We start from the raw sequence: 19,262 nt of genomic DNA, 5'->3' as shown, positions 1-19,262 counted from the left end.
TGGTGGCATTGTGCCCATACTTCATCGGCAGTGCACATGAACAGTTGAATTCAAATCAGGCAGCGTTCCGGCAAAGGCACCGCGCCGGGCCTGAAACGAAAAAACCCGCCTGCCGGTGAGGGCAGGCGGGTTTCGGTTACAACCGATGAATCAGTAGGACAGACCGAAGCTTTCTTCGTCCATCGCCATCAGGTTGTCGGCACCCGACAGCATCGCCGCCACATGGGTGCGGGTACGCGGCAGGATACGCTGGAAGTAGAAGCGCGCGGTCTGCAGCTTGGCGGTGTAGAACGCCTCTTCGCCAGTGCCGGCAGCCAGCTTCTCGGCGGCCAGGCGAGCGATGTCGGCCCAGAAGTAGGCCAGGCAGGCATAACCGGAATACATCAGGTAGTCGACCGAGGCCGCGCCCACTTCTTCACGGTCCTTCATGGCAGCCATGCCGACCTTCATGGTCAGCTCGCCCCACTCCTTGTTCAGTGCCGCCAGCGGTTCGACGAATTCCTTCACCGCAGCGTTGCCTTCCTGCGCCTGGCAGAACTTGTGCACGATCTTGGTGAAGCCCTTCAGCGCTTCGCCCTGGGTCATCAGTACCTTGCGGCCAAGCAGGTCGAGGGCCTGGATACCGGTGGTGCCTTCGTACAGCATGGAGATACGGCTGTCGCGCACGTTCTGCTCCATGCCCCACTCGGCGATGAAGCCGTGGCCACCATAGATCTGCACGCCATGGTTGGCCGCCTCGAAGCCGACTTCGGTCATGAATGCCTTGGCGATCGGGGTCAGGAATGCCAGCAGGGCGTCGGCCTTCTTGCGCTCTTCTTCATCCTGGCTGTACTTGACGATGTCCACTTGCTTGGCGGTGAAGTACACCATCGCCCGGTTGCCTTCGGCGAAGGCCTTCATGGTCAGCAGCATGCGACGCACGTCAGGGTGGACGATGATCGGGTCAGCTGCCTTGTCCGGTGCTTTCGGGCCAGTCAGCGAACGCATCTGCAGACGCTCGCGGGCGTATTTCAAGCCACCCTGGAAGGCCACTTCGGCGTGAGCCAGGCCTTGCAGCGCGGTCCCCAGCCGGGCGGTGTTCATGAAGGTGAACATGCAGTTCAGGCCTTTGTTGGCCGGGCCGATCAGGAAGCCGGTGGCACCGTCGAAGTTCATCACGCAGGTAGCGTTGCCGTGGATGCCCATCTTGTGTTCGATCGAGCCGCAGCTGACGCCGTTGCGCTCGCCCACGCCACCTTCGGCGTTGGGCAGGAACTTCGGCACGATGAACAGCGAGATGCCCTTGGTGCCGGCCGGTGCGTCCGGCAGGCGGGCCAGGACGATATGGACGATGTTGTCGGCCATGTCGTGCTCACCGGCCGAAATGAAGATCTTGGTTCCCGACACCTTGTAGCTGCCGTCGGCCTGAGGCTCGGCCTTGGTGCGCAGCATGCCCAGGTCGGTACCGCAGTGCGGCTCGGTCAGGCACATGGTGCCGGTCCACTCGCCGGATACCAGCTTGGTCAGGTAGGTGTGCTGCTGCTCAGGGGTACCATGCGCGGAAATGGTGTTCATCGCGCCGTGGGACAGGCCAGGGTACATGCCCCACGACCAGTTCGCCCCGCCGACCATTTCGCTCAGGGCCAGGCCCAGCGACTCCGGCAGGCCCTGGCCGCCGTGCTCGACATCATGCGCCAGGCTCGGCCAGCCGCCTTCGACGAACTGCTGGTAGGCCTCTTTGAAGCCAGTCGGGGTTTTCACGCCCGCTTCGCTCCAGGTACAGCCTTCCTGGTCACCCACACGGTTCAGCGGCGACAGCACCTGCTCGCAGAACTTCGCGCCTTCTTCAAGGATCGCGTCGACCATGTCGGGCGTGGCGTCCTGGCAACCCGGCAGGCTCTGATAATGCGCCTCATAGCCGAGCAGTTCGTCGCGAACGAAGCGGATATCACGCAAGGGGGCTTTGTAGTCAGGCATTGCGATGAACCTCTAGGTGAGTTCTGTGGGGTGACGCGCGCCGTGCGGCATCGATCAAACACTTGTTTGAAACTTACGTTTAGCTCCGCCGGATGTCAAGAATGGACTATGGTGCCATTTACGCCACGAAAAACGGCAAATACGCCAACACATGACACGATTGCAGTCGGCACGGGTTTACCCGCGAAAAAGCCGGCCTGGAAAACAGCTGTCCGGGCTGACGCATTCGCGGGTGAACCCGCTCCAACAAGGGCGCAGGCGTTGATACGGAGGTGGATACCGGCGGTCAGGCGTAGGTATCGATGAACCGGCCGAGCATTTCGTCGGATGCCTTGGCGAGTTTCACACCAAGCTCGACCTCATGTTTGCCCATGGCCATCTGCACCGTGCTGGTGGCCAGGTCCATCTGCTGGCTGCGGTCGACCGCGCGCAGGCGTTCGGCCTGAAAGTCGCTGGACTGGCTGGTGGCAGTACGTTCGGCGGTGGTATTGGCGATCTGGCTGGCGGCCTGATCGACGCGGTTCTGGCCGGTCTGGATTGCGCTCAGGCCCGCGTAATAGGCGGAGCTACCGGTGATTTCCATGTCAGGACTCCATTGACCCTGGATAACGAACAGGCCCAATTAAAGCAGGCCGGGCGCGAAAAGGCCCGTTTAAATCCCTAATGGCCCGGTGCCACTTGATAGCCCTTGGGTATTCCTGCTGCGGCTAATCCAGCAGATCCAGTTGCAAATGCTCAGCCACCATGTCGGCACTGGCCTGCTTGAGCTTGGGCACCCGCCCCAGGCAAGGCGCCGGCAGCCGTTCGGCCAGGCTGGCCAGGTTCTCTTCCAGGCGCGAGGTACGGGGTTCGATGATGTTCGCCACCCACCCCGCCAGCTGCAGCCCATCGCGGGCAATCGCCTCGGCGCTGAGCAAGGCGTGGCTGATACACCCCAGCCGCACCCCCACCACCAGGATTACCGGCAGCTTGAGGGCAATGGCCAGGTCGGACAGGTTGGCCTGCCCCGACAACGGCACGCGCCAGCCGCCAGCCCCTTCGATCAGGGTGAAATCGGCATTCTGTTGCAGCACATTGCGCATCGCCGCGAGCAGCTCGGATACCGCAAGGGTCACCCCCGCTTCACGCGCCGCCACATGGGGGGCAATAGGCGGTTCGAAGGCAAACGGGTTGACCTGCTCGTAGGGCAGCTTGATCGAACTTTCGTCGATCAATGCCTGGGCATCGCTGTTGCGCAGCCCTTTCGCGGTCATCGTGCAACCCGAAGCCACCGGTTTGGCCCCCAAAGTGCTCAAGCCTTGCAAGCGCGCCGCATGCAACAGCCCGGCAGCGATGGTGGTCTTGCCAACGTCGGTATCGGTACCGGCAATGAAATAGGCCTGGCTCATCTCGCTCCCCTTACGCCTGCGGCTTGCGCAACACACCATAGACCACTTGATACGTGGCTGGCAGCCCTTCGGCCTGGCGAAACGCCTCGTAGGCTTGCAGCAAGCCCTGCATGCGAGCCCGCCCGGTCAGGCCGGAAGGCCGGCCTGGGTTGAGGTTGTGGGCACCCAGCGCCTTCAGTTCGTGGGTCAGGCTGCGCACATCCGGGTAGTGCAGCACATGCGGGCAACGCTGCAGCTCAAGCTGCTCGAAGCCGCTGGCCGCACACAGGCGCTGGTAGTCTTCGAAACGGCGAAAGCGGTTCACATGCACCAGGCCATCCACCGCCTGCCAGCTGGCGCGCAGTTCAGCCAGGGTGCCCACGCACAGGCTGCTGAACGCCATCACGCCACCCGGGCGCAGCACCCGTTGCGCCTCTGCCAGCACGCTGGCGAACTGGTCGCACCACTGCACCGCCAGGCTGGAAAACACCAGGTCGACGCTGGCATCACGCAACGGCAAACGCTCGGCATCGCCTGCGACGTGATAGTGCGCCCCACCTTGCTCGTTGCGCGCATGGCGCAGCATGCCTTCGGCGATATCCACCGCCACGCCGCTGGCCGCGGCGAAACGCCCGGCCAGGGCCCGGCTGAAGTAGCCGGTGCCGCTGCCCAGGTCCAGCCAGCGCGACGGCTGCAAGCCTTCCGGCAAATGCGCCAGCAGGTTCAGGCCCACGGCACGCTGCAGGGCCGCCACACTGTCATAGCTGGCCGCAGCGCGGGAGAACGAGGCCGCCACCTGGCGCTTGTCGGGCAGTGCGCCAGGCAGGGTCGGACGGGAAAGGTCAGTCATCGCCACTCTCATGCAGGAAACTCTTGATGCCCGCCGCCAGTTCCTGCGGGTACTCCAGCAGGAACGCGTGGGAACTGTCTTCGACCAGGCCCACTTCCACATCGGGCAACAGCTCGCTCAGGGCTATTGCCGCTTCCGCCGGCACCAGTGCATCGCTGCCGGCGAACAGGTGCAGCTGCGGGCCGGCGTAGGCCTGCAGGGCTTCGCGGGTATCCAGCTTGGCCAGCACTTCCAGGCCGGTGGCCAGGTACAACGGGTCGGTGTCCGGCACGCCGATACCCAGCTGGCGCAGCAGGGTTCGGGGTTGCTGGGCGCCGTCGCTGCATAACGTGCGAAAGCGCTTGAGGGTGACCTGGGTATGGCTACGGCAGCCGTCGAGGAAGGTGCCGAAGGTGTCCTCGGCCATGCCGTGGGGCCAGCCCGGGCGCACTACGAAACTGGGGTTGCTGGCCAGGGTCAGCAGGCCACAGCAGTGGTCGCCGCGCTTGTGCGCCAAGGCGCTGGCCAGCATCCCGCCGAACGACCAGCCGCCCAGCCAGACATCGTTCGGCAGCTTGCGATCGAGGTGCTCGATCCAGGCCTGGACATCGCTGTGTGGCAGTTCCGGCAAGGACATCAGTTCTACCTGCAGGCGCGCGTCCTGGCCACGCAGGCTGGCAGCCAGCGGCTCCAGGGAGGCAGTGCCCAGGCCCCAGCCGGGCAATAGAACAAGGCGATTACGCATCGGCGTTCTCCAACTGTGGATAACACTCGGCCAATGCATTCAACAATAGCTGCACCTGCGCCTCACTGTGGGCGGCGCTCAAGGTCACCCGCAGGCGCGCACTGCCCGCCGGTACGGTGGGTGGGCGGATGGCCGTCACCAGCAGGCCGCGCTCGCGCAGCATGTGCGACAGGCGCAGGGCTTGCGCGCTGTCGCCGATGACGATCGGCTGAATAGGTGTCGGGCTGTCCATCAATTGCAGCCCGATCTGCTGTGCGCCTTCGCGGAACTGGCGAATCAAAGCCGCCAGGTGCTCGCGGCGCCAGGTTTCGCGGCGCAGCAGTTCCAGGCTTTTCAGCGTGGCACAGGCCAGCGCCGGTGGTTGGCTGGTGGTGTAGATGTAGGGGCGGGCGAATTGCACCAGCGCCTCGATCAATTCTTCGCTGCCAGCGACAAAGGCGCCGGCGGTACCGCACGCCTTGCCCAGCGTGCCGATCAGTACCGGGACCTCATCCACACCCAGGCCGAAGTGCTCGACGACACCGCCGCCGTGGCGGCCGAGGGTGCCCAGGCCATGGGCATCGTCGACCATCAGCCAGGCACCGCGCGCCTTGGCGACAGCGGCCAGTGCCGGCAGGTCAGCCAGGTCGCCGTCCATGCTGAACACACCGTCGGAGACCACCAGGGTGTTGCCGACCGCCTTGTCCAGGCGGCTGGCCAGGCTGGCCGGGTCGTTGTGCAGGTAGCGGCTGAAACGGGCCCCGCTGAGCAGTCCGCCATCCAGCAGTGAAGCGTGGTTCAAACGGTCCTGCAGCACGGTGTCACCCTGCCCCACCAGCGCGGTGATGGCGCCCAGGTTGGCCATGTAGCCGGTGGAAAACAGCAGCGCACGCGGGCGCCCGGTGAGTTCGGCCAGGGCCTCTTCCACCTGATGGTGCGGGGTGCTGTGGCCGACCACCAGGTGCGAGGCGCCACCACCGACACCCCAGCGCTCAGCGCCGGCCTGCCAGGCGGCAATCACCTGCGGGTGGTTGGCCAGGCCCAGGTAATCGTTGCTGCAGAAGGCCAGCAAGGGCTGGCCGTCAACCACCACTTCCGGCCCCTGCGGGCTCTGCAGCAGTGGCCGCTGCCGATACAGGTCTGCGGCGCGCCGTTCGGCCAGGCGCGCGGCCAGGTCGAAGGCCATCTCAGGCCGACGCGGCGTTGTAGAACATCTCGCTGCTGCGCTGCTCGACCAGCGCCTGCTCGATGGCTGCCTGGTGCACTTCGTCGGCGTGTTCCTCACGGGCTTCGGGCTGGATGCCCAGGCGGGCGAACAGTTGCATGTCCTTGTCCGCCTGCGGGTTGGCGGTGGTCAGCAGTTTTTCACCGTAGAAGATCGAGTTGGCGCCTGCCATGAAGGCCAGGGCCTGCATCTGTTCGTTCATCTGCTCACGGCCGGCGGACAGGCGCACATGCGACTTGGGCATGAGGATACGCGCCACGGCCAGCATGCGGATGAAGTCGAACGGGTCGACGTCCTCTTCCTCGGCCAGCGGCGTGCCGGCGACTTTGACCAGCATGTTGATCGGTACCGACTCCGGGTGCTCTGGCAGGTTGGCCAGCTGGATCAGCAGGCCGGCGCGGTCGTCCAGCGACTCGCCCATGCCGAGGATGCCGCCGGAACAGATCTTCATCCCGGCATCGCGCACGTAGGCCAGGGTCTGCAGGCGCTCGCTGTAGGTGCGGGTGGTGATGATGCTGCCGTAGAACTCCGGCGAGGTATCGAGGTTGTGGTTATAGTAGTCCAGGCCGGCCTGGGCCAGGGCCTTGGTCTGCTCCTGGTCGAGCTTGCCGAGGGTCATGCAGGTTTCCAGGCCCATGGCCTTCACGCCTTTGACCATTTCCAGCACGTAGGGCATGTCCTTGGCCGACGGGTGCTTCCAGGCCGCGCCCATGCAGAAGCGGGTGGAGCCGATGGCCTTGGCGCGTGCGGCTTCTTCCAGCACCTTCTGCACTTCCATCAGCTTCTGTTTTTCCAGCCCGGTGTTGTAGTGGCCGGACTGTGGACAATATTTGCAATCTTCCGGGCAGGCGCCGGTCTTGATCGACAGCAAGGTCGATACCTGCACACGGTTCGGGTCGAAGTGCGCGCGGTGCACGGTCTGTGCCTGGAACAGCAAGTCATTGAACGGTTGCTGGAACAGCGCCTTGACCTCGGCCAGGGACCAGTCGTGACGTGTTGTTGCAGTTGTGCTGGCGCTCATCGGTGTTTCCTTGTTTAGGCTGTAGCTGGCGCCGGGACAGGGAAGCCCGCCAGCGCATCACGGATAGCTCGCATAGTCATGGAAGGCCTATGAACTGTCAACCATACTGGAAAAGGCTGGTTTACAAGTGCTCAATAATTAATCAAACATGCTTGCTTTGCGACGAGCGGGCCGGGCAGGCCTACCCGTTGTGCATCGCCTGCGAACAGGCCCTGCCCTGGCTGGATGATCAATGCCTGCGCTGCGCGTTGCCCATGCCGATGTCTGGCCTGACCTGCGCACAATGCAGCCGCCGCGCGCCGGCTTTCGAGCAGGTGGTGGCGCTGTGGTACTTCGGTTTTCCGGTAGACACGCTGATCAGCCGCTTCAAGCACAAGCGCCAGTGGCCGCTGGGACGCCTGATGGCTGAATTGCTGGGCCATGGATTGCTGCATCGCTTCGCCGAGGGGATGGCACGGCCCGACCTGCTGTTGCCGGTGCCCCTGGCCAGGCGTCGACAGCGCGAGCGTGGGTTCAACCAGGCTGGAATGTTGGCGCGCTGGTTGTCGGGGCAGCTCCGGGTACGTTACGACGAACGGTTGCTGACGCGCACACGCGAAACACCCGCGCAGCAGCAACTGGATGCCAGGGCAAGGCGGCGCAATTTGCGTCAGGCGTTTGCCTTCACGGGTGAGTTGACCGGCCAGCATGTCGCCATTGTCGATGACGTGCTGACCACGGGCGCAACCGCGCACACCATCGCCCAGGTGCTCCGCAAGGCCGGTGCGCGGCGCGTGGATGTCTATTGCCTGGCCCGCACGCCCAAACCGGGGTATGCATGACCCACGATATTTGCTACGGCAGAAACCCTGGGGCCGCCTCGCGGCCCTTTCGCGATACAAGGCCAGTCCTACACACTATCCACCTGAGCCTCATGACGACTGGATACCATGCCTCTGCCCACCCTCCTTACCCAGCACATCGCCCGCCGCCCCCAGCGTATCGCGCTGCTGCAGCACGTTGCCGAACAGGGTTCGATCACCCGCGCCGCCAAGGCTGCTGGCATCAGTTACAAGGCCGCCTGGGACGCCATCGACGAGCTCAACAACCTGGCCAGCCAACCGCTGGTTGAACGGAGCGCCGGCGGGCGAGGTGGCGGCGGTGCACGGTTATCGCCGGAGGGCGAACGGGTGCTGCGCCTGTATCAGCGTCTGCAGGCCTTGCAGGCGCAAATGCTCGAAGCGGCTGAGCACTCCAGCGACCTCGACCTGCTCGGTCGCCTGATGCTGCGCACCAGTGCGCGTAACCAGTTGCAGGGCCAGGTCAGTGGCTTGCGCCGGGAGGGGCGGCATGATCGCGTCAGCCTGGCGCTGGGCGGCGGGCTGGAGATCGAGGCGCTGATCACCCGGGACAGCACTGCGCGGCTAGAGCTGACGTTGGGGACCACGGTGGTGGCACTGCTCAAGGCCGGGTGGGTACGGTTGTTGGCGGCAGGGGAAGAGGCCGAAACGAGTGACAACTGCCTGGAGGCGACGGTGGAGGGTGTGCTGGCGGAGGCTGATGGGCCGAGCGAGGTGCGGCTGGCGCTGGGCAATGGGCAGACGCTGTGTGCATTTGCCGAAGCGGCCTGGCTGGCTGAGCACCGGGTGGCGAATGGCAGTACGGTACGGGTGCAGTTTCATCCCTCTTACGTGTTGATCGGGGTTCCCGCGTAGGCCGGCTGTTGTTGCGCGGTTAGCGGGCGCGCCCGCGAAGAGGCCGGCACAGGGATAACGCGGTACCATGGGCTTTGTGCCGCTTATTCCCGGAGCTCTCATGTCCCACCCCTTCGACACCCTTACCCCCGACCTGGTCCTCGACGCCGTGGAGAGCCTGGGCTTTCTCAGCGACGCCCGGGTGCTGGCGCTGAACAGCTACGAGAACCGCGTCTACCAGGTAGGTATCGAAGGGGCGCAGCCGTTGGTGGCCAAGTTCTACCGCCCAGGCCGCTGGAGCGATGCGGCCATCCTTGAAGAGCACAGCTTCACCGCTGAGCTGGCCGACTGCGAGGTCCCGGTGGTTGCCCCGATGCAGCGCGAGGGCCGCACCTTGTTCGAACACCAGGGTTTCCGCTTCGCCCTGTTCCCCCGCCGTGGCGGCCACGCCCCCGAGCCGGGCAATCTCGATCAGCTCTACCGCCTTGGCCAGTTGCTGGGCCGCCTGCATGCCGTAGGCGCCAGCAAGCCGTTCGAGCACCGCGAAGCGCTGGCTGTGGAAAACTTCGGCCACGCCTCGCTGAATACCTTGCTGGAAGGCGGCTTTGTGCCCCGTGACTTGCTGCCAGCCTTCGAGTCGGTGGCCCGCGACCTGCTCAAGCGTGTGGAAGACATTTATGCCCGTACGCCGCACCGCCTTATCCGCCTGCACGGCGACCTGCACCCCGGCAACCTGATGCATCGCGACGAGGTGTACCACGTGGTCGACCTTGACGACTGCCGCATGGGCCCGGCCGTGCAAGACCTGTGGATGATGCTGGCCGGCAGCCGGGAAGAGCGCCTGGGGCAACTGGCCGAACTGATCGATGGCTACAACGAGTTCCACGACTTCGACCCGCGCGAACTGGCCCTGATCGAAGCGCTACGTGCCCTGCGTCAGTTGCACTACAGCGCTTGGCTGGCGCGGCGCTGGGACGACCCGGCCTTCCCGCCCAGCTTCCCCTGGTTCGGCCAGCCACGCTACTGGGGCGACCAGATCCTGGCATTACGCGAACAGTTGGCGGCGCTGGATGAACCGGCGTTGAAATTGTTCTAGAAGCACGCCCGCCTCTGTCTACAATAGGCGTCGCTTCATTTAGCTACCTAAGCAAGGATTCTGCATGCACGCCGCAAACCCGCGTCGCGGGTACCTACTGGGCCTGAGCGCCTACATCATCTGGGGGCTGTTTCCCCTGTACTTCAAGGCGATCCAGAGCGTCCCGGCGGTGGAAATCATCGTTCATCGGGTGCTGTGGTCGGCGCTGTTCGGCTCGCTTCTGCTATTGGTGTGGAAACACCCTGGCTGGTGGCGCGAACTGCGCGACAACCCGCGCCGGCTGGGCATCCTCGCCCTCAGCGGGGCACTGATTGCCGGCAACTGGCTGACCTATGTATGGTCGGTAAACAATGGCCGCATGCTCGAGGCCAGCCTGGGTTACTACATCAACCCGCTGGTCAATGTGCTGCTGGGCATGCTGATTCTTGGCGAGCGCCTGCGCCGCCTGCAATGGCTGGCCGTGGCCATGGCCACCGTGGGCGTGGCCCAGCAGGTATGGCAGGTGGGCAGCCTGCCATGGGTGTCGCTGGCGCTGGCACTGAGCTTCGGCTTTTACGGGTTGATCCGCAAACAGGCGCCGGTAGCGGCGCTGCCCGGCCTGGTGGTGGAAACCTGGATGCTGGTACCCCTGGCCCTTGGCTGGTTGCTGCTGCACCCGGCGGCAATGAGTACCCAGAGCGCGTTCTACACCAGCAGCGAAGCGTTGTGGCTGATGGCCGCAGGGCCGGTAACGCTGATACCGCTGGTGTGCTTCAACGCTGCCGCGCGGCACCTGCCGTATACCACGCTGGGCTTCCTGCAGTACCTGGCGCCGACCCTGGTGCTGCTGCAGGCGGTGCTGCTGTTCGACGAGCATCTGTCGTCGAGCACACTGGTGGCATTCATGTTCATCTGGGCCGGGCTGGCGGTGTATAGCGTCGATGCGTGGTTGAGTTTGCGCAAGCGTAGCTGAACAAAAAATGACCATTATCCTGCAGGCCTCGCGGTTCGGGGCCTGCAGCGACATCTCCAAAGGTTATCCACACCCTCGTCCCCGTGCTTTGTGCACAAGCTGCTGATTTTTGGGTGTTTTTTGAGCAAAGCTGTGCAAGCCCCGGATCGTAAGGGCTGAAGAGCTACACCCCCAGGTTATCCACAGGGCCTTCCCCGTGTTATCGGGATAACCGCAGGGGCTGCATCAGTCCTGCGGCCGCAGCTTCAATTCCACCATCAAATCATCCGCCAGGCTCTCCAGCTGCTGCTGCAACTCATCCAGCGAAAGGGTCAATGGCATGGCCAGCAACGCATCGGCATGGAATAGCGGCTCGCTGCTCATCGGCGCCGGGCTCACTTCAGTGGTGAAGCGTTCGAGGTTCACCCCCAGGTCCGCCAGCAACCGGGTGATGTCGCGTACGATACCCGGCCGGTCATTGCCCACCAGCTCCATGGCAATCGGTTTCCAGGTACATGACGGCTCGATACCGCTCTCGGCGATCAACACGCGAATGTCATACCGCACCAGCTCTTGCAGCGAGGCCACCAGCGCGTCGTAGTTTTCTGCTGGCACCGCCACCCGCAGGATGCCGGCAAACTGCCCGGCCATGCGCGACATACGGCTTTCCAGCCAGTTGCCACTGTGGTCGGCGATGCACTGGGCAATACGCTCGACCTGGCCGGCCTTGTCTGGGGCAATCACAGTCAGTACAAGATGATCCACAAGCCCTTCCTCGTGTGTCGGACCGCGCCGGGCGGCGGGAAATCAGGCGATCGACTCAGTATAGGCAAGGCGCGGCAACCTGCCGCAGGGCAATCTGCATAACCAATCGTGTACTGTTTCAAGATTTATCTGGAACAATCCACCTGTTTTTTGCGAACATACCCACTCCCAGCGTGACCATACGCGACCAACGGGTCGCATAACGGCGCTTTTAGTCTGATTTTGCCCCGCCTACTGCTTCATGTAGTATCCCGTGGCGCGGACTACAAAACGTCGTTTGGATGTCTGCCAAGGCGCCTGTGAAAATACGCACACTGTCTGCCAGCCGGTCTGGCAGGCCGCACCCAGCCGCGCTCGGGCTTCCCCGGGTGCATGCACTGGTGCCGTGTTTAGAGAAGCGCTACAGGCTTAATACAGAAGAGCGAAATAGCTGAGCAGAGTGAGGCAAGCAATGACTGGATACGTTCAAGTCGGTGGCCTTCAGGTCGCCAAGGTCCTGTACGACTTCGTGAACAACGAAGCCATCCCGGGGACCGGCATCGTCGCCGAGCAGTTCTGGGCCGGTGCAGAAAAGATCATCAATGACCTCGCTCCAAAGAACAAAGCCCTGCTCGCCAAGCGCGACGAGCTGCAAGCCAAGATCGACGCCTGGCACCAGGCACGCAAAGGCCAGGCCCACGACGCCGCAGCCTACAAAGCATTCCTCCAGGAAATCGGCTACCTGCTGCCACAAGCTGACGATTTCCAGGCCACCACGCAGAACGTGGACGAAGAAATTGCCCACATGGCCGGCCCGCAGCTGGTCGTACCGGTAATGAACGCCCGCTTCGCCTTGAACGCTGCCAATGCCCGCTGGGGCTCGCTGTATGACGCGCTGTACGGCACCGATGCCATCAGCGAAGAAGGCGGTGCCGAGAAAGGCCAGGGCTACAACAAGGTACGCGGTGACAAGGTCATCGCCTTCGCCCGCGCCTTCCTCGATGAAGCCGCACCATTGGCAGCCGGCTCGCATGTCGATTCCACCGGCTACCGCATCGAAGGTGGCAAACTGATCGTCGCCCTCAAGGGCGGCAGCAACAGCGGCCTGCGGGACGACGCCCAGCTGATCGGCTTCCACGGCGATGCCGGCGCGCCGACTGCCGTGCTGCTCAAGCACAACGGCCTGCACTTCGAAATCCAGATCGATGCCAGCACCCCGGTCGGTAGCACCGACGCCGCCGGCGTGAAGGACATCCTGATGGAATCGGCACTCACCACCATCATGGACTGCGAAGACTCGGTCGCCGCGGTCGATGCCGACGACAAGGTGGTGGTCTATCGCAACTGGCTGGGCCTGATGAAAGGCGACCTGGCGGAAAACGTCAGCAAGGCTGGCAAGACCTTCACCCGCACCATGAACCCGGACCGCGAATACGCCGCGCCCAATGGCGGCAGCGTGACCCTGCACGGCCGTTCGCTGTTGTTCGTGCGCAACGTAGGCCACCTGATGACCAACCCGGCGATCCTCGACGCCCAGGGCAACGAAATTCCCGAAGGCATCCAGGACGGCCTGTTCACCAACCTCATCGCCCTGCACAACCTCAACGGCAACACCAGCCGCAAGAACACCCGCACCGGCAGCGTGTACATCGTCAAGCCGAAGATGCACGGGCCGGAAGAAGTTGCCTTCGCCGCCGAGATCTTCAGCCGCGTCGAAGACCTGCTGGGCATGAAGCGCAACACCGTCAAGGTCGGCATCATGGACGAGGAGCGCCGCACCACGGTCAACCTCAAGGCCTGCATCAAGGCCGCCGCCGAGCGCGTGGTGTTCATCAACACCGGCTTCCTCGACCGCACTGGCGACGAGATCCACACCTCGATGGAAGCCGGCGCCGTGGTGCGCAAGGGTGCCATGAAGAACGAGAAGTGGATCGGTGCCTACGAGAACAACAACGTCGACGTTGGCCTGGCCACCGGCCTGCAAGGCCGAGCCCAGATCGGCAAAGGCATGTGGGCCATGCCGGACCTGATGGCGGCCATGCTCGAGCAAAAGATCGCCCACCCGCTGGCTGGTGCCAACACCGCCTGGGTGCCATCGCCGACCGCCGCCACCTTGCATGCCCTGCATTACCACAAGGTTGACGTGCAGGCGCGCCAGCGTGAACTGGCCTCGCGTACCCCGGCATCGGTGGACGATATCCTGACCATCCCGCTGGCGGCCGACACCAACTGGTCGGCCGAAGAGATCCGCAACGAGCTGGACAACAATGCCCAGGGCATCCTCGGCTATGTGGTGCGCTGGATCGACCAGGGCGTGGGTTGCTCGAAGGTGCCGGACATCAACAACGTCGGCCTGATGGAAGACCGCGCCACCCTGCGCATCTCGGCCCAGCTGCTGGCCAACTGGCTGCGTCACGGCGTGGTCAGCCAGGAGCAGGTGGTCGAGAGCCTCAAGCGCATGGCCGTGGTGGTCGACCAGCAGAACGCAGGCGACGCCTTGTACCGGCCGATGGCGCCGAACTTCGACGACAACATCGCATTCCAGGCAGCTGTGGAACTGGTGCTGGAAGGTGGCAAGCAGCCGAACGGTTACACCGAGCCGGTACTGCACCGTCGTCGCCGCGAGTTCAAGGCGCGTAACGGGTTGTAGGCAGCATCTGTAGACGGGGCCGCTTTGCGGCCCCAAACTGCTTCAGCGGATCTGCAACTCTTTCCTCACCAGCTCCAGCAGCCTCTCCAGGTCCACCGGTTTCAAAAGAAAATCCACCACCCCCAGGTGCATCACGTCCACCGCCTCTTCAACATCGGTGTCGCCGGACACCACGATGATCGATAACGCTGCCCGCTCCGACTCGCGAATCTGCCGGATCAGCTCCAGGCCATCCTCGGGTTGCATGCGTAAATCGGTGATCATCAGGCCTATGCGCGGTTGATAATGCAGATACAGCCTGGCTTCCTCGGCGCCGTCCGCCCCCACGCAGTCGATACCCCGGCTTTTCAGGTAATAGATCAGCGCATCGCGGTTGGCCGCGTTGTCATCCACTACCAACACCAGTGGCTTGGCGGCCGCCGGCGCGTTGGCCAGGGCCAACGCCTCGCGCTCGGCGTCGCTCAGGATGTCGTGGGGCTCAGGCATGGTCATCTCGTCAAAAAAACTCCGCTTCAGCATTAGGACCACAGAACTTGCGTAACCCGTCCCGCCTTTCGTCGGGTCTTTGACGGGCCGCTCATAGACTTACGTCCAATGGGCACCACCCCGCCGCAAGCCGACCATGGAGGCAGAGAACAACATGGTCGGCACCTATATATAGATATATATAGTTCGGCATAGCGATACGGTCAGTTTCATGAGCAAAAAGGACGCCTACAGCCAGGCGGGCAGGACAGCAGTGCTGCAGAATATCCAGGGTACCCTGCAGTTCCTGCAGCGCTTTCCGCCGTTCAACCAGATGGAACACAGCCACCTGGCCTACCTGGTCGAGCAGTGCCAGCTGCGCTTCTATGCCTGCGGCGAGAGCATTGTCAAACCTGCCGACGGGCCGGTGGAGCACTTCTACATCGTCAAGCAGGGCCGCGTGGTCGGCGAGCGCCAGCACCTGGTCAAACCTGGTGTCGAGACAACGTTCGAGATCACCAGCGGCGAATGCTTCCCGCTGGCTGCCCTGCTCGGCGAGCGGGCGACCCGTACCGAGCACCTGGCCGGTGAAGACACCTTCTGCCTGCAGTTGAACAAGGCAGCGTTCATCCGCGTGTTCTCGATGTCCGAGGTGTTTCGCGATTTTGCCCTGCGCGGCGTCAGCAGCCTGCTCGACCAGGTGAACCAGCAGGTGCGCCAGCGCGCCGTGGAAACCCTCGGCACCCAGTATTCACTCAACACCCCCCTGGGTGAACTGGCCATGCGCCACCCGGTGGTGTGCAGCGCCGACACCCCGCTGCGCGATGCCGTGCGGCTGATGCACGAGCAGCAGGTAGGTAGCATCGTGGTGGTCGATGCACAGCGCTACCCCACCGGGATCTTCACCCTGCGCGACCTGCGCCAGGTGGTGGCCGCAGCCGATGCCGAGCTGGGCGCGCCGATCGAGCGACATATGACTGCCCGGCCCTTCTACCTCAGCCCCCAGGCCAGCGCCTTCGACGCGGCCATGGCCATGACCGAGCGACACATTGCCCACGTATGCCTGGTGGAAAACCGCCGCCTGTGCGGAGTGGTTTCGGAGCGCGACCTGTTCTCCCTGCAACGGGTCGACCTGGTGCACCTGGCGCGGACCATCCGCCATGCCCCCCGGCTGGAGACCCTGGTCTCGCTGCGCGGCGAAATCAGCCAGCTGGTCGAGCGCATGCTGGCCCATGGTGCGTCGTCCACGCAGATAACCCAGATCATCACCCTGCTCAATGACCACACCGTGTGCCGGGTGATCGAGCTGGCATTGGCCGAGCGCGGCGACCCCGGCGTGCCGTTCAGCTGGCTGTGCTTTGGCAGTGAAGGACGCCGCGAGCAAACCCTGCACACCGACCAGGACAACGGCATCCTCTTCGAGGCAGCCGACAGCGCCGAAGCCGACGCCATCCGCACCCGCCTGCTGCCGTTGGCGCAATACATCAATCAATGCCTGGCCCAATGCGGCTTTACCTTGTGCAAGGGCAACGTCATGGCCGGCAACCCGGAGCTGTGCCTGTCGCGCAGCGAATGGGCGCGGCGCTTTGCCGGCTTTGTTCGCGAAGCCAGCCCGGAAAACCTGCTGGGCTCGAGCATCTACTTCGACCTGCGTGTGGTGTGGGGCGACGAGCAGGGTTGCGAGCAACTGCGCCAGGACTTGCTCGAACAAGTGGCCGACAACCGCCTGTTCCAGCGCTTGATGGCTGACAACGCCTTGCGCCAGCGCCCGCCGGTTGGCCGCCTGCGTGAGTTCGTGCTGACCCGCCAGGGCAACGACAAGGCAGCCACCCTCGACCTCAAGGTCCAAGGCCTGACGCCCTTCGTCGATGGCGCCCGGCTGCTGGCCCTGGCCAACGGCATCGGTGCCTGCAATACCCTGGAACGCCTGCGTCAGTTGGTGGCCAAGGGCATCATCGAGGCGCAGGACGGCGCGGCGTATGAGGAGGCCTACCACTTCATTCAGCAAACCCGCATGCAGCAGCACCAGCGCCAGACGCGCGACAACCTGCCGTACTCCAACCGGCTCGATCCGGACAGCCTCAACCACCTTGACCGGCGCATCCTGCGCGAATCCCTGCGCCAGGCTCAGCGCCTGCAAAGCAGCCTCGCCCTGCGGTACCAGTTATGAACCTGTTCACCTGGTTGCGCCCCAGCGCGCCCGAGCTGGACGTTACCACGCGCCAGCGCCTGGCCCGGCTGGCCAAGCCCGCCCCCCTGGGGGTGTGCACCCTGCGCGAACAGCGTTGGGTAGTGCTGGACCTGGAGACCAGCGGCCTGAACCTAAACCGTGACCAGGTGCTGTCGATCGGCGCCGTGGCCATCGAAGACGGCGCCATCGACTTCGCCCAGCAGTTCGAACGCACCTTGCACCGGCCAACGCAGAAGACCAACGCCAGCGTGCTGATCCACGGCCTGGGCCCAAGTGCCCTGGCTGCCGGTTGCGATCCGGCCGAAGCCTTGCTCGATTTGCTCGACTTCATCGGTAGCAGCCCGGTGCTGGCGTTCCATGCCTCCTTCGACCAGCGCATGCTGGCCCGCGCGTTGAAGGAAAGCCTGGGCTATCGCCTGCTGTCGCCGTTCCTCGACATCGCCGAACTGGCACCGATGCTCAACCCCGACACGGTACTGCGCGAGGCCGGTCTCGATGACTGGGTGGCGCGGTTCGGCCTGCAGGTGGAAGAACGCCACCATGCCAGTGCCGACGCCCTGGTGACCGCCGAGTTGGCGTTGATCCTGTTCAGCCAGGCCCGACGCCAGCAACTGGACAGCCCATTGCAGCTGGAGCAGCGGCTGCGCGGGTGGCGACGGCGCAAGATCCAGAGCCACGGCCTGTAATCGCTTTTGCAGCTCAGGCCTTTCCATGATGGCCATCCGATAAGCGCCCATTGCGCCCTGCCCCCCGCCTCTGCAACAATCGCGAATAATTATCGTTAGTTAATGCATACGTTCCGGGGGGGGACGCTGCTTGTCTTCTGCACAGAGTCCACATGCCGATCTGGTCGGTACGCTGTACCGCGACCATCGCAGCTGGCTGCTCGCCTGGCTGCAACGCAGCATGGCCTGCCGCCAACGTGCCGAGGACCTCAGTCAGGACACCTTCGTGCGCCTGCTCGGCCGTGCGCAACTGGACACCCCCCGCGAACCCCGGGCATTCCTCGCTGCCGTGGCCAAGGGCCTGTTGTTCGACCACTTCCGCCGCGCCGCGCTGGAACAGGCCTACCTGGCCGAGCTGGCCCTGTTGCCGGAAGCCGAGCAACCTTCCCCGGAAGTGCAACACCTGGTTCTCGAAGACCTCAAGGCCATCGACCGCCTGCTGGGCAAGCTGTCGAGCAAGGCACGCGCGGCGTTCCTGTACAACCGCCTGGACGGCATGGGCCATGCCGAAATTGCCGAGCGCCTGGGCGTTTCGGTGTCGCGGGTACGCCAGTACATCGCCCAAGGCCTGCGCCAGTGCTACACGGCCCTGTACGGAGAGCCGACGTGAGCAGTGCCCCGGTTTCGTCCCGCGTGCTGGAAGCCGCGATTGCCTGGAAACTCAGCCTCGACGGTGGCAGCAGTACGGCCGATGAGCGCAGTGAATTCATGCGCTGGCATGCTGCCAATGAAGAGCATGCCCGCGCCTGGCGCCAACTGGGCGCGATGGACCAGCGCGTCGGCGCGGCAGCCGGCCCGGCACGCCAGGCCCTGGTGCAGTCGCGCGTCGGCCTGCGCCGGCGTATCGGTAAGGTTGGCAGTGGGCTGGCCGGCATGTTCCTGCTCGGCTCGCTGCTGGCCTGGGTCGGCGCACCGTCGCTCGCGCCGAGTTACTGGCTGGCCGACCAGCGCACCGCCACCGGCGAGTTGCGTACCCTGCGCCTGGAAGACGGCACCTTGCTGAGCCTGAACAGCCATACCGCCGTGGATATCGACTACGCAGGCGAACAACGGACCATCGTCCTGCACCAGGGCGAAATCTCGGTTCAGACCGGCCATCAGGACCCGCGCCCATTGCTGGTCCGTACCGACGATGGGCGCCTGCGTCCATTGGGCACGCGCTTCCTGGTGCGCCGTGAAGCCAAGGGTACGCGCCTGGAAGTGTTGCAAGCCTCGGTCGCTGCCATGCCGCTGAATAGCGCTGATGAACAGGTGCTGCACGAAGGCCAGCAAGTGCTGATGTACGCCAACGGGCTTGGCCGGGTCGGCGCGGTAGCCGCCGGTGTCGACGCCTGGACCCGCGGCATGCTGGTGGTGGACAACGTGCGCCTGGCTGACCTGCTGGCCGCACTGGGCCAGTACCGCAGCGGTTACCTCGGTGTGGATGAAAAGGTCGCCGACCTGCGGGTGACTGGCAGCTTCCCGCTGACCGACACCGACCTGGCCCTGGCGTCGTTGGTGCCAGTATTGCCGGTGAAGATCGAGCGGCATACCCAGTGGTGGGTGACCGTCAAGCCCAGATAGCCGGGCGGCCCGTGTAGAAGCGGGTTCACGCCCGCCAATTCAAACAATTCTCGATATTTTTCAGATTCGCTCTGTCACTTTTCCAATCTCGCTCGGCAAGGA

Annotated in this window: 18 protein-coding genes; 9 read left to right on the top strand and 9 right to left on the bottom strand. The window is 64.2% G+C overall.

Annotated features, from left to right (window positions below; all coding sequences use genetic code 11):
• Nucleotides 1–150: 150 nt before the first annotated feature.
• The 7 genes from QSV36_RS11870 to bioB all read right to left on the bottom strand — a co-directional run bounded on the left by QSV36_RS11870 (nucleotide 151) and on the right by bioB (nucleotide 7,122).
• Nucleotides 151–1,956, bottom strand: coding sequence for a phenylacyl-CoA dehydrogenase (locus tag QSV36_RS11870; RefSeq protein WP_289131744.1), 1,806 nt, complete (start codon nucleotides 1,954–1,956; stop codon nucleotides 151–153).
• Nucleotides 1,957–2,242: 286 nt separating this feature from the next.
• Nucleotides 2,243–2,539 (bottom strand): pyrroloquinoline quinone biosynthesis protein PqqE, encoded by a 297-nt coding sequence (locus QSV36_RS11865; protein ID WP_225780100.1) that lies wholly within the window; start codon nucleotides 2,537–2,539, stop codon nucleotides 2,243–2,245.
• A 124-nt stretch (nucleotides 2,540–2,663) separates the two neighbouring features.
• On the bottom strand, nucleotides 2,664–3,344 hold the full coding sequence (bioD, locus tag QSV36_RS11860) for a dethiobiotin synthase (protein ID WP_289131743.1): 681 nt from the start codon (nucleotides 3,342–3,344) through the stop codon (nucleotides 2,664–2,666).
• 10 nt (nucleotides 3,345–3,354) lie between these two features.
• Nucleotides 3,355–4,173, bottom strand: coding sequence for a malonyl-ACP O-methyltransferase BioC (bioC, locus tag QSV36_RS11855; RefSeq protein WP_289131742.1), 819 nt, complete (start codon nucleotides 4,171–4,173; stop codon nucleotides 3,355–3,357).
• On the bottom strand, nucleotides 4,166–4,897 hold the full coding sequence (locus QSV36_RS11850; protein WP_289131741.1) for an alpha/beta fold hydrolase: 732 nt from the start codon (nucleotides 4,895–4,897) through the stop codon (nucleotides 4,166–4,168). Before QSV36_RS11850 ends, bioC begins: the two co-directional genes overlap by 8 nt.
• On the bottom strand, nucleotides 4,890–6,062 hold the full coding sequence (bioF, locus tag QSV36_RS11845) for an 8-amino-7-oxononanoate synthase (RefSeq protein WP_289131739.1): 1,173 nt from the start codon (nucleotides 6,060–6,062) through the stop codon (nucleotides 4,890–4,892). Before bioF ends, QSV36_RS11850 begins: the two co-directional genes overlap by 8 nt.
• Before the next feature lies 1 nt (nucleotide 6,063).
• A complete protein-coding gene (bioB, locus tag QSV36_RS11840) occupies nucleotides 6,064–7,122 on the bottom strand; it encodes a biotin synthase BioB (protein ID WP_170027915.1) in 1,059 nt (352 codons plus the stop codon).
• An 89-nt stretch (nucleotides 7,123–7,211) separates the two neighbouring features.
• Between bioB and QSV36_RS11835 the strand changes: the two genes are divergently transcribed.
• The 4 genes from QSV36_RS11835 to rarD all read left to right on the top strand — a co-directional run bounded on the left by QSV36_RS11835 (nucleotide 7,212) and on the right by rarD (nucleotide 10,843).
• Nucleotides 7,212–7,943 carry a ComFC family protein gene (locus QSV36_RS11835; RefSeq protein ID WP_289131856.1) on the top strand — a complete coding sequence of 244 codons (732 nt, stop codon included), beginning with the start codon at nucleotides 7,212–7,214 and terminating at the stop codon, nucleotides 7,941–7,943.
• Nucleotides 7,944–8,051: 108 nt separating this feature from the next.
• Entirely contained in the window at nucleotides 8,052–8,816 is a 765-nt protein-coding gene (locus QSV36_RS11830; protein ID WP_289131738.1) for a TOBE domain-containing protein, read from the top strand.
• Between the two features lie 100 nt (nucleotides 8,817–8,916).
• The gene (locus QSV36_RS11825) at nucleotides 8,917–9,891 is read left to right on the top strand and encodes a serine/threonine protein kinase (protein WP_289131737.1); all 975 of its coding nucleotides are present in this window, start codon (nucleotides 8,917–8,919) and stop codon (nucleotides 9,889–9,891) included.
• A 64-nt stretch (nucleotides 9,892–9,955) separates the two neighbouring features.
• The gene (gene rarD, locus QSV36_RS11820) at nucleotides 9,956–10,843 is read left to right on the top strand and encodes an EamA family transporter RarD (RefSeq protein ID WP_289131736.1); all 888 of its coding nucleotides are present in this window, start codon (nucleotides 9,956–9,958) and stop codon (nucleotides 10,841–10,843) included.
• A gap of 225 nt (nucleotides 10,844–11,068) precedes the next feature.
• Here the strand turns inward: rarD and QSV36_RS11815 are convergent, their stop codons facing one another.
• The gene (locus QSV36_RS11815; protein ID WP_289131735.1) at nucleotides 11,069–11,587 is read right to left on the bottom strand and encodes a glycine cleavage system transcriptional repressor; all 519 of its coding nucleotides are present in this window, start codon (nucleotides 11,585–11,587) and stop codon (nucleotides 11,069–11,071) included.
• 451 nt (nucleotides 11,588–12,038) lie between these two features.
• Between QSV36_RS11815 and QSV36_RS11810 the strand changes: the two genes are divergently transcribed.
• Nucleotides 12,039–14,216, top strand: a complete 2,178-nt coding sequence (locus tag QSV36_RS11810) for a malate synthase G (protein ID WP_289131734.1) — start codon at nucleotides 12,039–12,041, stop codon at nucleotides 14,214–14,216.
• A 42-nt stretch (nucleotides 14,217–14,258) separates the two neighbouring features.
• On the opposite strand, the gene QSV36_RS11805 is transcribed toward QSV36_RS11810, so the two are convergent.
• A complete protein-coding gene (locus QSV36_RS11805) occupies nucleotides 14,259–14,735 on the bottom strand; it encodes a response regulator (protein ID WP_289131733.1) in 477 nt (158 codons plus the stop codon).
• A 178-nt stretch (nucleotides 14,736–14,913) separates the two neighbouring features.
• On the opposite strand from QSV36_RS11805, the gene QSV36_RS11800 reads away from it, so the two are divergent.
• The 4 genes from QSV36_RS11800 (at nucleotide 14,914) to QSV36_RS11785 (ending at nucleotide 19,160) form a co-directional block, all read left to right on the top strand.
• Nucleotides 14,914–16,851, top strand: a complete 1,938-nt coding sequence (locus QSV36_RS11800) for a DUF294 nucleotidyltransferase-like domain-containing protein (RefSeq protein ID WP_289131732.1) — start codon at nucleotides 14,914–14,916, stop codon at nucleotides 16,849–16,851.
• Nucleotides 16,848–17,558, top strand: a complete 711-nt coding sequence (locus QSV36_RS11795; RefSeq protein ID WP_289131731.1) for a 3'-5' exonuclease — start codon at nucleotides 16,848–16,850, stop codon at nucleotides 17,556–17,558. The genes QSV36_RS11800 and QSV36_RS11795 overlap by 4 nt, the downstream gene beginning before the upstream one ends.
• A gap of 130 nt (nucleotides 17,559–17,688) precedes the next feature.
• Nucleotides 17,689–18,207, top strand: a complete 519-nt coding sequence (locus QSV36_RS11790; RefSeq protein WP_289131730.1) for an RNA polymerase sigma factor — start codon at nucleotides 17,689–17,691, stop codon at nucleotides 18,205–18,207.
• Nucleotides 18,204–19,160 carry a FecR domain-containing protein gene (locus QSV36_RS11785; RefSeq protein ID WP_289131729.1) on the top strand — a complete coding sequence of 319 codons (957 nt, stop codon included), beginning with the start codon at nucleotides 18,204–18,206 and terminating at the stop codon, nucleotides 19,158–19,160. The genes QSV36_RS11790 and QSV36_RS11785 overlap by 4 nt, the downstream gene beginning before the upstream one ends.
• Nucleotides 19,161–19,262 lie beyond the last annotated feature (102 nt).

The sequence above is a fragment of the Pseudomonas sp. BCRC 81390 genome, from assembly GCF_030341915.1.
In the GTDB taxonomy this organism is placed as follows: Bacteria; Pseudomonadota; Gammaproteobacteria; order Pseudomonadales; family Pseudomonadaceae; genus Aquipseudomonas.
This window is presented reverse-complemented; position numbering and strand designations above follow the sequence as displayed.